Origin of the sequence: Sporosarcina sp. P19 (assembly GCF_002743165.1) — a bacterium.
Lineage (GTDB): Bacteria > Bacillota > Bacilli > Bacillales_A > Planococcaceae > Sporosarcina > Sporosarcina ureae.
Genome location: NZ_PDYR01000022.1, coordinates 1 through 15,882 on the forward strand (window position 1 = coordinate 1; position 15,882 = coordinate 15,882).

Genomic DNA, 15,882 nt, shown 5'->3' on the forward strand with positions numbered 1-15,882 from the left:
TGAAGGGCAGGTTGCCCACGTGTTACTCACCCGTCCGCCGCTAACTGAAGGAAGCAAGCTTCCAACAGTTCGCTCGACTTGCATGTATTAGGCATGCCGCCAGCGTTCGTCCTGAGCCAGGATCAAACTCTCCATAATACTGACCGCCGATTCGCAGCGAATTGCGTCGTCAGTTTCACTCACTCAGTCGGTCACGTACGTAAGTACGCTCCCTCCTTCGCTCGATCACTTCCTAGCATTTCACTACGACTCGACGCCCAGTAGATGAAAAATCGATTAGCTCGAGTTTCATTTGCTGGCATCAATTAAGATACTCATTTTGTTCATGTCATCGTTAGATGCACAAACTGTATTTCGTTAACGTTTTGCTGTTCAGTTTTCAAGGTTCGTGTTTGTCAGTCGTATAAAAGCGACTTCTCTATATTACACTCGAAGTTTGTCGAAGTCAACAACTTTTTAAAAGAAGTTTTTTATGTTGGTTTCGATTACGTCCGAAGCGACAAGAACTAATATACAATAGATCGCATAGAGAAATCAAGTGTTTTTCGCAAAAAGTTTTTTCTTTATTGCTTTTATATCCACGACAAACAGCAAAACCCCTGTCAGGACAACGATTGCGCCTCCAAATTGAATTGCAGTTATTTTTTCATGCAACACAAAATATGCAGCAATTGAAGCGAGTATTGGCTCAAACAGAATAGCGATTGATACTACATTTGTGCTCACCCACTTGACTGCCCAGTTAAATAACGTGTGTCCCAACAGATTTGGTAAGATCGCCAAAGCTAAAAACCATCCCCAATCTGCAGTGGGGTATCCGAAGAAAGGTTCTTGTGTGACGAGAACATAGAAAAACAGTGCAACCGAACTTACGGAGTAAACAAGAAAGGTGTACGTCACGAGCGAGATTCTTTTACGTACATTCTGACCTATTAATAAATACGCTGTAACGAATGCACAAGCGAGTAACGCTAGTAAATCTCCAAATAACGCAACTCCACTTACTTGGAAATCTCCCCAACTAATAATGAAGCTTCCCGTTAACGCAATGAATACAGCAGTCAGCATCTTTCCTGTAATAATCTCTTTAAAGAATAATGCCGTACCTGCTAACGCAAATATTGGTTGAAGCGTCACTAATACAGTCGAGCTAGCAACTGACGTGTAGTTGAGGGATTCGAACCATAGTATAAAATGGACTGCCAGAAATATTCCTGAGCATGTAGTGTAAAGCCAATCCCTTCTTGTTAACGATTTCAATTCATTGCGATAGGAGATTAAGAATAATGGAAGCATAATAACAGCTGAAAAGAACATACGATAAAAGGCGATGACACCCGCATCTGCCGTGGCCATTTTTACAAAAATTGCTGATAAACCGACAGTGAGGACACCAAGCGCAATGGGTATGTAGGGATGAATTAATGGTTTATTCATAATATCACTTCTCTTTCTATCTCTCTTCCCATTACAATAGAAGGAGAGGCATGTACGAGTCGATTGCCGTATTAAAGAGAGTATATAGGTAATCTTCCTATTATGTAAGTGAAGGAGGATGATTTATGTTAACAATACTTGCCGATTCATTTAATGTAGAAGCACTAATCAAAATTAGCATTGCCCTTGTACTTAGTATCATTATAGGTGTAGAGCGAGAGATCAAGAAGAAGCCTATTGGGCTAAAAACGAGTGCAGTCATTGCCACCTTCAGTTGTCTATTGACAATTATCTCAATGGAAGCAGCTTATTTAGTACCTTCTCGTAATGACATCAATATTACTATGGACCCTTTACGGCTATCCGCTCAAATCGTCAGCGGTGTCGGTTTTCTTGGGGCCGGGGCTATATTGCGTAGGGATAATGACAATATCACAGGGTTGACTACCGCTGCAATGATTTGGGGCGCAGCAGGAATCGGTATTGCAGTAGGTGCAGGTTTTTATATCGAAGCATTCTTCACTGTAATTAGTGTAATGATCGTTATTGAGCTAATAGCGCCTTTATTAGGTAGATTCGGTCCTAAGCGGTTGCGTACTAAAGAAGCGAATTGTACGATTATCATTACTCAAAAGTCTAAAATTGATGATCTCATTAGATACTTGAATGAAGAACATATGGAAATTGATCATTTGCGTATCAGACAATTCCAGACACCTGAACATCAATATCATCACGAATTACAATTCAAACTTATGGCTCATCCTAAAAAATCTACCTCTACGCTCTATATAGAACTCACTACGCTTTCCTATGTAGAATCAGTAGAACTCGTTATTTACCCATAAAAAACGCCAAGTCGACGTGACCTGACGTAATGAACTGAAAGCAAACTCATTCGTAGTCTTTGCTTTCAGTTTCTTTATTTATTCAATTAACATTTTATCACAATAATCACAAACTAGCTTTCAATAAAGTTAGAACTTCATCCTTAGATAACTTAGCAAATCCACCAACCGGACCATTCACGGCAGCTTTTTCTGCTATCAACTCTAATTTGGAGTCATCAATATCATAATCCGCTAGTGTGACAGGCGCGCCAATTCCTTTCCAATATGCACTTAAACGGTCGATTCCTTCCATTGCAATCTCTTCATTCGTCTTATCAGCTGAATCTACTCCGAAAACATTAACAGCCAACTGTACAAAGCGTTGTGGATTTTTCGGGAATGTGTGCTTCATCCAGTGCGGGAATAAAATCGCTAAACCGCCAGCGTGAGGAATATCGTAGACAGCGGATACGGCGTGTTCGATATTATGCGTACCCCAGTCCCCTCTTGTACCCATCGATAGGAATCCGTTTAATCCCCAAACACCCGCAAACATCATGGATTCGCGAAGCTCTGTATTCTCTGGATCTTTCACCAGTTGCTCTCCAGTCTTCATAACGGAGCGTAATGCCGCTTCACAAATTTCATCTTGGAACAAAGCATTATCTGCAGTGTGGAAATATTGCTCGAAAATGTGGGACATCGTATCGACAATACCGTTGACTGTTTGATCAAGCGGCACGGTTAATGTGTATTTCGGATCCAAGATAGAGAACTTAGGATAATTTAGCGGTCCGCCCCAACCATATTTCTCCTGTGTCTCTTCATTCGTAATGACAGATCCCGCATTCATTTCTGAACTAGTTGCAGTGATCGTCAGCACCGTACCGAATGGTAGCGCTCCTTTAGGTGTTGCTTTACCTGTGACGAAATCCCATGGATCACCGTCGTATTTCGCCGCGGAAGCAATTAACTTCGTACAATCAATTACAGATCCTCCACCCGCTGCGATAATCACGTCGATATTATGTTCTTTACAAAGGTCCGCACCTCTTTTAGCAGTCGACAGTCGAGGGTTCGGTTCAACGCCCGGCATGTCTACTACTTCAAAATCATGGTTTTTCAACAATTTCATGATCTCATCATATAGGCCATTGCGCTTAATACTGCCACCACCATATACTAGCAATACCTTTTTACCGTATGTTTCGAGTTCTTTAGGCAAATGTTGTAGTTGACCTTGACCAAAAATTAATTTAGTCGGGTTGTTGAAAATAAAGTTATCCAAATCGTACGCCTCCTTCTACTTACTTTCCATTATGAAAAAGATGTATTTACGATGCAAGTATAGTGTTCTAAAAACAGGATATACTTTTTATAGGAGGAGATAAAATGGAAACATTGCAAAAACTTACGTTAGCGATCGCGCTAATCGGGGCATTAAACTGGGGCGTTGTCGGGATTTTCCGTTTCGACGTCATCGCTCAACTAACAGAAGGCGCCTATCAGCCATTAGCACGCTTTCTTTATATCGTCATCGGATTATCTGGTCTTATGGCGCTACAAGTTCTCTTTACGTATTGGCGCAGAGAAGAGGAACCGAAATCTAGTGAAGAAACTCGACCGGCTTCATCTATCGAACAAACATAAAAGGCATCTCCTCACACTCGAGGAGATGCCTCTTATTATTATTATACCCAACCACGGAAACGGCTTGCTTCCGCTGTTTTACGTACACCAATCATATATGCTGCTAAACGCATATCGATGTTACGTGTAGTGGCTATGTTATAAACATTTTCAAATGCCTGAACCATCTTCGCTGTCATTTTTTCACGTACTTCATCTTCAGACCAGTAATATCCCATGTTATTCTGAACCCATTCGAAATACGATACTGTCACGCCACCAGCACTAGCCAATACGTCAGGTACTAGTAGGATGCCGCGATCTGTCAGGATTTTTGTCGCTTCCGAAGTAGTTGGACCGTTAGCTGCTTCCACTACGATGTCCGCTTTAATATTATGCGCATTTTTTTCTGTGATTTGGTTTTCAATTGCAGCTGGAACTAGAATATCACATTCCATTTCGAGCAACTCCGCATTGGTTAGCGTATTGTCGAATAATGTAGTGACTGTTCCGAAACTGTCACGACGATCGAGTAGATAGTCGATATCTAAACCATCAGGGTCATACAATGCACCGTATGCATCGGAAATACCGATGACTTTCGCGCCTGAATCGTGTAAAAACTTGGATAGGAAACTGCCTGCGTTACCGAATCCTTGGATGATCACACGTGCACCCTTCATATCGATATTACGGCGTTTTGCCGCTTCATTAATAATGATTGTTACACCTTCAGCTGTTGCGCGCTCACGGCCATGTGAACCACCGAGTACAACCGGTTTTCCTGTAATGAAACCAGGTGAGTTAAATTCATCAATTTTACTGTATTCATCCATCATCCATGCCATGATTTGTGAATTCGTAAAGACGTCCGGTGCCGGAATATCCTTTGCAGGTCCCATTACCTGACTAAGTGCACGCACATAGCCACGGCTCAAACGTTCTAATTCACCCATCGACATTTCTCGCGGATCACATAAAATACCGCCTTTAGCACCGCCATATGGCAAGTCCACAATTCCTGCTTTTAGTGTCATCCACATAGAAAGCGCCTTCACTTCGTCAGCACTTACGTTAGGATGGAAACGAATTCCACCTTTTGTCGGTCCGACTGCATCATTGTGTTGTCCGCGGTATCCGGTAAATACTTTTACTTTTCCGTCGTCCATACGGATAGGAATACGCACTTCTACCATAAGAAGTGGTTCTTTCAATAGTTCATACATTCCTTCATCATAGCCTAGCTTTTCAAGTGCATCTTTTATTACAACTTGTGTAGACGTAAATAGATTCAGGTTTTCTGTCATTGTATGGCTCGCCTCTTTGTTTGTTATTGTCTTTCACGGACACATTATAACACGAGCATATTCAAACATCCACATATCGAATCCAAATCTTTTCCGAATTTCTTCATCCGACAAAAGCTTGGTGGTAGAGTGTTACTTACTTGTTAAATACTGTGCGGATTTTTTCCAATGCCCAATCTAACTCATCTTTAGTAATGATCAATGGTGGAGCAAAACGGATGACTGTATCATGTGTTTCTTTACATAATAAACCAAGTTCTTTTAGTTCTTCACAATATGGCCGGGCTTCTTCTGTTAATTCCATGCCAATAAATAATCCGCGTCCACGTACTTCCTTGATTGAAGGATGTGTTAATTTCTTTAACTCTTCCATGAAATAGTTTCCTAATTCTTTGGATTGCTTCGCAAGCTCTTCGTCTTCCAACACTTCAAGTGCCGCTAAGGATACTGCGCACGCCATTGGATTTCCACCAAATGTAGATCCGTGAGATCCCGGATTGAATACGCCTAGAATATCATCATTTGCAAGTACACAGGAAATCGGGAATACTCCCCCACCAAGTGCTTTACCGAGGATATACATATCCGGTGTGACACCGTCATAGTTACAAGCAAACATTTCACCTGTACGACAGAGTCCTGCTTGAATTTCATCCGCTATAAAGAGAATGTTCTCTTTTTTACATAGTTCAGAAGCTTCCTTCATGAATCCTTCAGGAGGAATAATGATTCCAGCTTCTCCTTGGATCGGTTCAATCAGGAATGCAGCAGTATTGGAAGTAATAGCCGCTTTCAACGCATCAATATCCCCGTACTCTACTAACTTGATGCCCGGTAGCAATGGACCGAATCCTTTTTTATATTCAGCATCGGATGACAATGAAACCGCACCCAGTGTTCGGCCGTGGAAATTCCCTACACATGCGATGATCTCTGCATGGTTGCCCGCTACACCTTTCACATCGTACGCCCAGCGTCTCGCTGCTTTTAAAGCAGTCTCCACTGCCTCTGCACCAGTGTTCATAGGTAAGACCATATTTTTACCAGAGAGTTCTGCCATCTTTTCATACCACGGGCCCAATTGGTCATTATGGAATGCACGTGAAGTTAGCGTTACACGATCTGCTTGATCTTTCAGCGCTTGAATGATTTTCGGATGGCGATGGCCTTGATTGAGTGCAGAGTAGGCAGCCAACATATCCATATATTTAGTACCTTCAGGATCCTTTACCCAGACACCTTCCGCTTCAGAAATTACAATCGGTAGCGGATTATAGTTATTCGCACCGTACTTTTCCGTTTTTTCAATAACATTCGTCGTTTTCGTCATATCCGTTCACTCCTTCAAATTCACTTTAACGATTTACAGCATCTCTGACGTAGTTTTACCCTGCATATGCAACTGCAAGTAATCAGGTCCACCAGCTTTTGAATCCGTACCGGACATATTGAAACCGCCAAATGGTTGGTAGCCAACGATAGCGCCTGTACAGCCTCTGTTGAAATATAGATTACCTACATGGAAGTCTTCACGAGCTTGCTCAATATGGTGACGGTTCTTCGTGATGACCGCACCTGTTAACCCGTAGTCTGTATCGTTTGCAAATTCAATGGCTTCTGTAAACGACGAGGCTTTTGAAAGCGCCACCACCGGACCGAAGATTTCTTCTTGAGAAATACGTGCATTCGGATCAACGTCTGCGAATACAGTAGGCGCTACGAAATAACCTTTTGAATCATCGCCAGTTCCACCTGCGATGAGACGTCCTTCTTGTTTCCCAATTTCAATATAATCCATAATTTTATCGAATGCCGCCTGATCAATAACTGGACCAGCTGTGTTGTTTCCATCCATTGGATCACCCCAGTTGTATGACTTCGTGATCTCTTCTACACGCTTTACCACTTCATCGTAGACATCTTCATGAATGATCGCACGAGAACATGCTGAACACTTTTGGCCACTGAATCCAAATGATGAGGAAACGATAGATTGCGCAGCCAACTCCAAATCCGCTTCATTATCGACAACAATCGTATCTTTACCGCCCATTTCCGCAATTACACGCTTCAGCCAAATTTGACCGTCATGTACTTTTGCCGCGCGTTCGAAAATACGTGTACCTACTTCACGTGAACCTGTAAATGAAACGAAACGAGTGTCTTTGTGATCGACCAAGTAGTCACCAATCTCAGAACCCGATCCTGGGATGAAGTTGACGACACCAGTTGGCATACCCGCTTCTTCCAAGACTTCGAGAAACTTATACGCAACGACTGTTGTTGTTGAAGCCGGCTTCAACAGGACTGTGTTTCCTGTTACAAGTGCACCTACTGTTGTCCCTGCCATGATCGCAAATGCGAAGTTCCACGGTGAAATGACTACACCTACACCAAGTGGTACATAATCGAATCGGTTGTATTCACCTGGTCGACTCTCCACGTGCATACCTTCTTTTAGTGTAAGCATCTGACGAGCGTAATATTCCATGAAGTCGATCCCTTCAGCAACATCTGCATCCGCTTCATTCCAAGGTTTACCTGCTTCTTTTGTCAGTAACGCAGAAAACTCAAACTTGCGGCGTCTGACGATGGCAGCTGCTTTAAATAATACATCAGCACGGAATTCCGGCTTGACTTTCCTCCAAGTTTTGAATGTTTCCTTTGCAGTAGTCATCGCTTGCTCTGCTAAATCGCGACTAGCTTGCGAGACGTTACCAATGACTTCTTTTTTATCAGAAGGGTTAGTGGATGCTAGTTTCTTATCTGTCATTATACGTTCACCGCCGATAATTAGCGGATAATCTTGCCCAATATAACTTTCTACGACTTTAAAACCTTCTTCATACGCTTCGCGGTTTTCTTTAACTGTAAAATCAGTGAATGGTTCGTGTTTGTATGGAATCATTTGGAATCAAATCCTCCTTTATAGTAGGGGCGCAAAATAAATTTGCGTTTGTTAGCGTTTACATCTATAATAATGCAAGAAAACATTGCACATTGCAAGTGTTTTCTTGTAATTATTTTTTAATTCTATTAATTTATTAACTGAAACCCGATAAGTACTATGTTAGGAAGGTGTTTTAAATGAGCATACATGAAAATATATTGGATATTTGCAATCAGTTTGCAGTGGACCATGCAACTATCGGTATACATGCTGTAGATCATTCAGGACGAACAATTGTCTACAATCGCAAAATGAAAGAAATCGAAGGATTGAATATTGAAGATATAAAAGACCATTCTATTTTGGAACTATTTAATTTTGACAAGATTGAAAGCACGTTATTGAAAGTATTACAAAGCGGAGAGCCCCAATTGCGGGTTAAGCAGAGGTACTGGAATACGAATAAAGTAGAGATCACGACGATGAATGACACCTATCCTATTTATGAGCAGCAGGAATTGATTGGTGCGATTGAGTTTGCTCAAGATATTACGGCATTAGAAAAATTCGTTTTACAACCATTACGTAAAAATCGCGGAAAGATTACATTCAATCAAATCACTGCTCAATCATCTGCCATGAAGTCGGTCATTTCCACTGCGGAACAAGCAGCGGCGGCTGACTTGCCAGTTTTATTGATTGGAGAAACAGGTGTAGGGAAGGATAATCTTGCTGAGGCTATTCACTATGGTTCTGCAGGAAACGAACGGATTTTCCACACATTCCATTGTCTGCATGCTGATCCAGATATCATCCAGCAGCTCGAAGAAACGTTGCAACAACAACCGCCTATGACATTATTCTGCGAACGGATTGACGCTTTATCGATTTCTTTGCAACAGGCATTGCTCTACGTTTTGCAGAAAACACCTACCCATCAATTCATCGCGAGTATCGGCGACGACCCAGTCGAACTGATTGCATCGGGCACATTGCTAAAGGAGCTCTATTATTTTTTCGCGTCCTTCGCCATTAGAATTCCTCCACTACGGAAGCGGCCAGAAGACATGATCCCTTGTGCGGAATCGTATTTAAAGATCAGAGTAGAGTCATTAGGGACAGGACTGACGAAAATCGATGACCAAGTGAAAGAATTACTTCTGGCATACGATTGGCCGGGGAATTTGCGAGAGCTCGAGCTACTTCTGGACGAAGTTTCATCCATGCGCACAACAGAAGATACGTTAACTCTTGATATGTTACCTTTGCAATTTAAGATGAAGGTCGAGGCAGTAGCCAATGATGCTTCACAACCAAGAGACTTTATCGTGCAGAGCGACTCAAAACTGTTACCATTTGATCAGTATTTACGAGAAGCCGAGAAGTATTATCTTCAGAAAGCAATGAAGTTGCATGATCATAACATTACGAAAACTGCCAACTCCCTCGGTATGAGTAGACAGAACTTGCAGTATCGGTTGAAGAAATTAAAGGAGTAAGTAATAGAACACCGTTGATCTTCTGGTGATGAAACGCACAACCTCACAGTATCTTGCCCTAACTATACGATTGCGTCTTTAAAGTAGTAAGCGTACTTACAGTCTGTGATTCATCGTGGGAGCCATCTGCAGTTGAAATAATCCCCCAAAAACACAAAAGGACTGTCGCAAAAGTTATAACAACTTCTGCGACAGTCCAATTATCAACGTCCGGATTGTTCAATCCAACCTTGCAGTTTATCTTTTAGTGAATTAAAGCCATCTGCGTCTTGCTGATCTACGCGTTCTTGCAATGATTGACGAGAACGAGAGTGATTCAAGTAAGAACTTGGTGGCTCCTGTAATGCACGAATCGACAAACTAATTTTACTAGCCCCTTCATCCACATCCAATACTTTGACGTGAACTTCTTGCCCAACTTCCAAAAATTCATGAATATCCTTAACAAATCCATACGTGATTTCAGAGATGTGCACTAAACCTTGCGTTGAAGCATCCAGCGCCACAAACGCACCGTACGGCTGTATTCCGGTAACTTTTCCGGTCAGCTCATCTCCTACTGCAAATTTGTGAGACATGCAAAACAGCTCCCAATCTAAAGTAGTATCTAGTCTGCCACTATGGCCGTTTCAAAGTATACCATATTTCGTAGTTTTGAACAAAAAAGAGCCATCCGAATAGATGGCGTTGAGCATTTAATATTGAACGATCGATTTGGCTTCATATTTAATAGCAATTAGTTTGTAGGATATCTCCATACAGTTCTCTAAAGGTATCCATATTTCATGGGTGTGCTCATAGATATCACGAATACATTTGGCTAAGTCTACTGGATGATCTACACGATGAAGCTCCGTCACTATTGCGGCAATTTCTGCACCATACGCATATTCCCCTTCTTCGAAAGGATCCCATTTTTTAAGAAGTGAGACTGCTTTTTTATTCATTTCCATGGTTTGCATGATTCGTCACCTGATTTGTTTTTCTTTTAATAATAGCACAACAGCTAGCAAGAGAACAGTTAGAAATATTTTGACAGTTTACGAGACCGATGGATAAAAAAAGGACATCCCAATCAATCGATGGGATGTCCTGCATTTTTATGTTGTTGTCGTTCTTTTAAAATACGTTGTTCCAGCTCTTTCGTTTCCTCTTCCTGCCGTTTGGATTTCTTAATAATCCAACGAAATACGAACAGCATGAGCGTCATGAAGATGACGAAAGAGATTGCTGCTGGGATGTATTCTGATTTATCTTCAGGAAAATAAAGAAACGGCATCAATAGAACGAAGTCCATGCTAGTTTCCCCCTAGGAATCAAATCCGCTTACTTTTGGATGATTTCAATTGATTCAATTTTAATTTCTTCATTTGGCTTATTGTCGCGGTTAGTTTTCGCATTAGCAATTTTGTCAACAACGTCCATTCCTTCTACTACTTGACCAAATACAGAGTGCTTCTGATCCAAGTGTGGTGTTCCGCCGTTTGCTTCATATGCATCCGCAATTTCTTCAGGCCATCCGCCATTTTTCAATTGTGCCGCTGAAGCGCCTGCAAGTGAAGATGCTTGTACGATGAAGAATTGGCTACCGTTTGTGTTTGGTCCAGCGTTTGCCATAGATAGTGCGCCACGCAAGTTGAATAGATCCATAGTAAACTCATCTTGGAATGTGTTGCCATAGATACTTTCTCCGCCCATTCCTGTTCCAGTTGGGTCTCCGCCTTGAATCATGAACTCAGGGATAACGCGGTGGAAAATAATACCGTCGTAATAGCCATTTTCAGCGTGCGTCAAGAAGTTTTCAACTGTTTTTGGAACTTGCTCTTTAAAAAGCTTTATTTTGATAGGCCCCATTGTTGTGTTCATCGTAACTAGTGCTTCGTTTTCTGCTACTTCAGTCGATAGTTGTGGATACATGATATTCCTCCTCAAATTTACGTGCTTGTTCATTTTGGTGCATGTTTTGTGTATGGAAACAGTCTATCATATATGATGGCAAAATTCGATAATTGTAACTGTGACAGTTAGTTGACAAAGTTTATTGTGCTTAGAAAAAGCGCAGTATCAGGAGAAAATGACGTTGATCTACCCCTGGGTACATTGCGAGTTCGCTCATTCAATCGTGTAAGCGCTCATTGTTCATGCATAACCGCTCTATGATCAACGCCAAGCGCTCTATCGCGATCTGTTACCGCTCATACTTTACTGTTAACCGCTCTATGACGAGTTGTAAGCGCTCATACACGCCTTGTATCCGCTCAAAGCCCTCCGCGTTTCCACCGCCATTGAATTATAAATGTCAATGTACACCTCCATAAGAGGCGGAAACTCCATCCACCCCAACTCTTGATGTAAGCACTATGTTTCCTTCGACCCTCGAATTGTTTTATACTAATACTTATCGAAACATTACAGGAGGAAGGCGGTTCAACGTTGAGTCGACATAAGAAAAATTTCATTATCATCTGGATCACGAACTTTCTTGTAGCGGGAACGATGACGATGATTATGCCATTCCTGTCGTTATATATTGAAACGTTTGGGGATTATTCTGATGCATATGTCCAGAAGTGGGCAGGATTAATTTTTGGTGCTACGTTTATTACCGCGCTAGTCATGTCACCTATTTGGGGGCGTTTTGCGGATCGCTTTGGCTTCAAGCCTATATTGCTCATTAATGGTTTCGGGATTACAATTTCAGTCTTTTTGATGGGCTTTGTCAATTCCGTAGAAATCTTTTTTGTATTGAGATTACTGATGGGCTTAGTTACAGGTTTTTTACCGACATCATTAGCTTTCATTTCATCTCAGACACCTCGTGAGGAAGCGGGTAAGATGCTCGGGACGCTGCAAATGGGTGGTGTCGCGGGAATGTTATTTGGCCCCGTTCTCGGTGGTCTCATGGCTGATACGTTCGGTTTTGAATACACCTTCATCATCACGTCCGTTTCCGTAGTGATTGCGACACTGCTTGTGCTATTTGGAATCAAGGAGGGCGCACGGGTAAAAGCGAGGAAAGTAGCAAAGTATTCTCGGAAAGTCATTTTAGGTGGATTGTTTAAACACCGTCTAATGTTTAACGTCATGCTTGTCACGACGTTGATCCAAGTCGGGAATTTCAGTATTCAGCCGTTGCTGTCACTCTACGTAGCAGATTTGACCCATGCTGCAACCAATGTAGCGTTCCTTGCTGGATTGACGTTCAGTGCAACGGGCCTCGGCAACTTACTATTCGCTAGGTATTGGGGGAAGATAGGCGACGATCTCGGATACGAAAAAATCCTTGGGCTTCTACTCATCATGTCTTTCCTCTTCATCATCCCACAGGCGTTTGTTACATCACTTTGGCAACTGGTTTTGTTGCGGTTCTTATTTGGGATTTCGACAGGCGGTATGATTCCACTTACGACAGCACTTGTTCGTCGTGAAGCGCCACTGGAAGTACAAGGTGAGGTCATGGGATATAACACGAGCTTCCGTTTCCTTGGTAATATTATCGGACCTATGTTTGGCGGGATTGTCAGTGGGTATATTGGGATTCCTGCGGTATTCATCGTGACAGGCGTATTGTTCATAGTCGGATATTTGTTATTATCTATGGCATTACGACGGCCTACACAGGATTTCGAACACTTCCTACAAGACCGGCAAGGTGAAGCGAATGAACACGCGTAATTTTAGCCACGTAACCTTTTATAAGTTGCGTGGCTTTTTTATTCCCATTTGATTCAGTCGACAGTTGTCAAGATATGTTATATTTTTCTATAGCTATGTGAAAGTACAGGGGGCTAGGTAGTTGAAACAAACGGTTGCATTAGTGATTACGCTTGCTTGCGTTCCGCTATTATTATTTATCCAAAATCAAATCCACGAAGAAACCAAGAAGACGGAAACATTGCATGCGTCTATTCGTGACACCGTTCAATTGGAAGTGCCTGCCATGATCTCCCCTATTCAAATGAAAGACCGGAACGGGACTTTATTTGCGGAAGAATATACGGAATGGCGGCAGCCAATTCATTTGCAAGAAATGACGTTTTTCACGCGGCAGTTGTTTTTAAAAAGTGAAGACCGGACGTTTTATGAACATCGGGGCTATGATATCGCAGCGATCATTCGAGCTTTCACGATCAACGCGGCGGCAGACGCTAAACAGCAAGGCGCTTCAACCATTACACAACAAGTCGTACGGATGCGCTATTTATCGACAGAGAAAACGTATGAACGAAAGTTTAAAGAGCTCTTCTTTGCAGCAGAGTTGGAAAAGCAATCGACAAAAGATGAAATCTTGGAAATGTATTTGAATGAAATGTATTTTGGCAACCAAGTGTACGGAATTGGCGGTGCGGCAAGCTACTACTTCAGTCGTCCGCTCGAAAAATTGCATGAGGCGGAAATCGCTTTTTTGGCAGCCATTCCAAATAATCCATCTCTTTATAACCCAATTAAACATTTCAATCAAACGAAAGAGCGTCAAATACGACTGCTTCGAGTTATGCTCGACCAACAAGTCATTACACAAGAGCAGTTTGAAGCGTACAGTACGTTTCCGATTCAATTGAACGTCAAGAAAAAAGAACAGTTTTATCCAATGTACAGCTCGTACGTATTAGAAGAGTTGAAAGACCTTATTGCGCAGACAGAAGGGCTCGACACGTCGATGAGTAAAGCGAAAACGCCAGAAGAACGACAACGCTGGCAAAATGAAATCAATCGTCGTACACGAGAAGTGATTGGCACAGGCGTAACAATTGATACGGCACTGGATCAAAATAAGCAACAGCATGATGAAAATCGAATGAATGCACTAATTGGAACGGGTGGTGTGCAAGCTGGAGCTGCTGTCATCGACAATGACATGCGGGAGATCATCAGTCTGTATGCAGGTGCAGGCTATAAAAAAACCGACTTCAATCGCGCGTATCAAGCGGTGCGGCAACCGGGGTCCGCAATCAAGCCATTGCTTGTCTATGCACCGTTTTTTGAAAGTGGTCCGTATCATGCCGATACCCCTGTCAACAGTAGTGATATTTGTATTGCGAATTATTGTCCGAAAAACTTCGGCCACTATCAGTTTAGTACGACTACTGTACGGGAAGCATTCCGGAATAGTTATAACTCGACGGCTGTACGTTTATTGCAGCGTGTAGGAATCGACGAAGCATTCTCGCATTTAGCGCCTTTCCACTTCCAGCATGTCGTCGAGGCTGACCGCTCCTACCCTGCAGCGCTAGGTGGATTTTCTAAAGGTGTCACGCCACTGGAACTTGCCGCGGCAACTACGAGCTTTATCGACGGCACGTACTTGACGCCTCACGCAATTCGCTCGGTAAAAGATAGTAAAGGTGAGGTATTGTATAAATGGAAGGATACGTCAAAAGTGGTTTGGTCCCCTTCCACAGTTAACAGCATCCGCTCCTTGATGAAAGAAGTCGTCGTCAACGGTACAGGCGAAGGAATTGCTTATACAACGAGCTATACCGGAGCGAAAACAGGAACGACTGATGCGTTTAAAGACTTGTGGGCCATTGGCATGAACGATCGCTATACGTCAGCTGTCTGGATCGGTTACGACAGACCGACACCCATTCCACGTCTGCGCGACCAAAAAATTCATTTGCGGGCATTTTCCTCTACGATGCGACCATAAAAGCCTTGCAAGGTCCGTTAGTTCGGATCCGCAAGGCTTTTTCATTTATTCACTGGATTGGTTAATGGGATACTGGCGAGTAGCCCATTGTATAGACGGAATATGATATACACGAGCCCCGTCACCAGAACACTCCAAATAATAATCTGAAAGAAAATCAAACCTACTGTATGTGTCAGCGGCATGAATGGACTTAATTTGTAGACTACATAAACAAAGTAGATGAATGAAGTGATGAGGAAGATTAACACTAGTGTCTTCCATGATTGAATACCTATTGCCGAAGCGAGTGCACCGATAAAATAAATGACTACGCCGGATTTCGACGTGCTATATGATGCATCCGCTTCTTCTTTCAGGAAAAATAATAAGGCCGTTTCATGAATGGTGACAGCAATCAGTTTTAAAGCTGCGAATAGCATAAAGAATACTAATGAATACATTGTCAATAAAAAGATACGTAACTGAAAATCCGATAAGAACTCCCTCATACCTTGATAGAGACCGATTTCCTTAAAAAGGATCAATGTCTCCCCAACACTATATACACCAAAGGTCAAACTGAATAGCAAGACCGTAACAAATGGTAAATAGCTGAACATATATGGATTTTTCATAATACCCCCCAAAAAAAATTTTT

The 15,882-nt window shown here is 42.3% G+C and carries 15 protein-coding genes and 1 rRNA gene; 5 read left to right on the forward strand and 11 right to left on the reverse strand.

The window, feature by feature from the left end; all coding sequences use genetic code 11:
• Both CSV74_RS15705 and CSV74_RS15710 read right to left on the reverse strand, forming a co-directional pair.
• Positions 1-138: ribosomal RNA gene (locus CSV74_RS15705) — 16S ribosomal RNA — on the reverse strand; the annotation flags it as partial.
• 396 nt (positions 139-534) lie between these two features.
• Positions 535-1,437 (reverse strand): DMT family transporter, encoded by a 903-nt coding sequence (locus tag CSV74_RS15710; protein ID WP_099692380.1) that lies wholly within the window; start codon positions 1,435-1,437, stop codon positions 535-537.
• A gap of 125 nt (positions 1,438-1,562) precedes the next feature.
• Between CSV74_RS15710 and CSV74_RS15715 the strand changes: the two genes are divergently transcribed.
• Positions 1,563-2,285, forward strand: coding sequence for an MgtC/SapB family protein (locus CSV74_RS15715; protein ID WP_029054397.1), 723 nt, complete (start codon positions 1,563-1,565; stop codon positions 2,283-2,285).
• Between the two features lie 106 nt (positions 2,286-2,391).
• On the opposite strand, the gene CSV74_RS15720 is transcribed toward CSV74_RS15715, so the two are convergent.
• Complete coding sequence (locus CSV74_RS15720; RefSeq protein ID WP_099692381.1) at positions 2,392-3,555, reverse strand: iron-containing alcohol dehydrogenase; 1,164 nt, start codon at positions 3,553-3,555, stop codon at positions 2,392-2,394.
• Between the two features lie 104 nt (positions 3,556-3,659).
• On the opposite strand from CSV74_RS15720, the gene CSV74_RS15725 reads away from it, so the two are divergent.
• Positions 3,660-3,917 carry a DUF378 domain-containing protein gene (locus CSV74_RS15725; protein ID WP_099692382.1) on the forward strand — a complete coding sequence of 86 codons (258 nt, stop codon included), beginning with the start codon at positions 3,660-3,662 and terminating at the stop codon, positions 3,915-3,917.
• A 41-nt stretch (positions 3,918-3,958) separates the two neighbouring features.
• Here the strand turns inward: CSV74_RS15725 and CSV74_RS15730 are convergent, their stop codons facing one another.
• The 3 genes from CSV74_RS15730 to pruA all read right to left on the reverse strand — a co-directional run bounded on the left by CSV74_RS15730 (position 3,959) and on the right by pruA (position 8,111).
• Positions 3,959-5,203, reverse strand: coding sequence for a Glu/Leu/Phe/Val family dehydrogenase (locus CSV74_RS15730; RefSeq protein ID WP_029054400.1), 1,245 nt, complete (start codon positions 5,201-5,203; stop codon positions 3,959-3,961).
• Positions 5,204-5,339: 136 nt separating this feature from the next.
• Positions 5,340-6,533, reverse strand: coding sequence for an ornithine--oxo-acid transaminase (locus tag CSV74_RS15735; RefSeq protein WP_099692383.1), 1,194 nt, complete (start codon positions 6,531-6,533; stop codon positions 5,340-5,342).
• 33 nt (positions 6,534-6,566) lie between these two features.
• Complete coding sequence (pruA, locus tag CSV74_RS15740) at positions 6,567-8,111, reverse strand: L-glutamate gamma-semialdehyde dehydrogenase (RefSeq protein ID WP_099692384.1); 1,545 nt, start codon at positions 8,109-8,111, stop codon at positions 6,567-6,569.
• Between the two features lie 179 nt (positions 8,112-8,290).
• Between pruA and CSV74_RS15745 the strand changes: the two genes are divergently transcribed.
• Entirely contained in the window at positions 8,291-9,592 is a 1,302-nt protein-coding gene (locus CSV74_RS15745; protein WP_099692385.1) for a sigma 54-interacting transcriptional regulator, read from the forward strand.
• Between the two features lie 203 nt (positions 9,593-9,795).
• Here CSV74_RS15745 and yugI read toward each other — a convergent pair whose 3' ends face one another.
• From yugI to CSV74_RS15765, 4 genes are all read right to left on the reverse strand, one after another.
• Positions 9,796-10,170, reverse strand: coding sequence for a S1 domain-containing post-transcriptional regulator GSP13 (gene yugI / locus CSV74_RS15750; RefSeq protein WP_029054404.1), 375 nt, complete (start codon positions 10,168-10,170; stop codon positions 9,796-9,798).
• A 117-nt stretch (positions 10,171-10,287) separates the two neighbouring features.
• Positions 10,288-10,554: a DUF1871 family protein gene (locus CSV74_RS15755; RefSeq protein ID WP_029054405.1), complete on the reverse strand. Its 267-nt coding sequence runs from the start codon at positions 10,552-10,554 to the stop codon at positions 10,288-10,290.
• Positions 10,555-10,667: 113 nt separating this feature from the next.
• Positions 10,668-10,889 carry a hypothetical protein gene (locus tag CSV74_RS15760; RefSeq protein WP_029054406.1) on the reverse strand — a complete coding sequence of 74 codons (222 nt, stop codon included), beginning with the start codon at positions 10,887-10,889 and terminating at the stop codon, positions 10,668-10,670.
• 29 nt (positions 10,890-10,918) lie between these two features.
• Complete coding sequence (locus tag CSV74_RS15765) at positions 10,919-11,509, reverse strand: peptidylprolyl isomerase (protein WP_029054407.1); 591 nt, start codon at positions 11,507-11,509, stop codon at positions 10,919-10,921.
• A gap of 516 nt (positions 11,510-12,025) precedes the next feature.
• On the opposite strand from CSV74_RS15765, the gene CSV74_RS15770 reads away from it, so the two are divergent.
• Together CSV74_RS15770 and CSV74_RS15775 are read left to right on the forward strand one after the other, a co-directional pair.
• Positions 12,026-13,267, forward strand: coding sequence for an MFS transporter (locus CSV74_RS15770; RefSeq protein ID WP_099692386.1), 1,242 nt, complete (start codon positions 12,026-12,028; stop codon positions 13,265-13,267).
• Between the two features lie 121 nt (positions 13,268-13,388).
• Complete coding sequence (locus CSV74_RS15775) at positions 13,389-15,242, forward strand: transglycosylase domain-containing protein (protein WP_099692387.1); 1,854 nt, start codon at positions 13,389-13,391, stop codon at positions 15,240-15,242.
• 41 nt (positions 15,243-15,283) lie between these two features.
• Here the strand turns inward: CSV74_RS15775 and CSV74_RS15780 are convergent, their stop codons facing one another.
• The gene (locus tag CSV74_RS15780) at positions 15,284-15,859 is read right to left on the reverse strand and encodes a YufK family protein (protein WP_099692392.1); all 576 of its coding nucleotides are present in this window, start codon (positions 15,857-15,859) and stop codon (positions 15,284-15,286) included.
• Positions 15,860-15,882 lie beyond the last annotated feature (23 nt).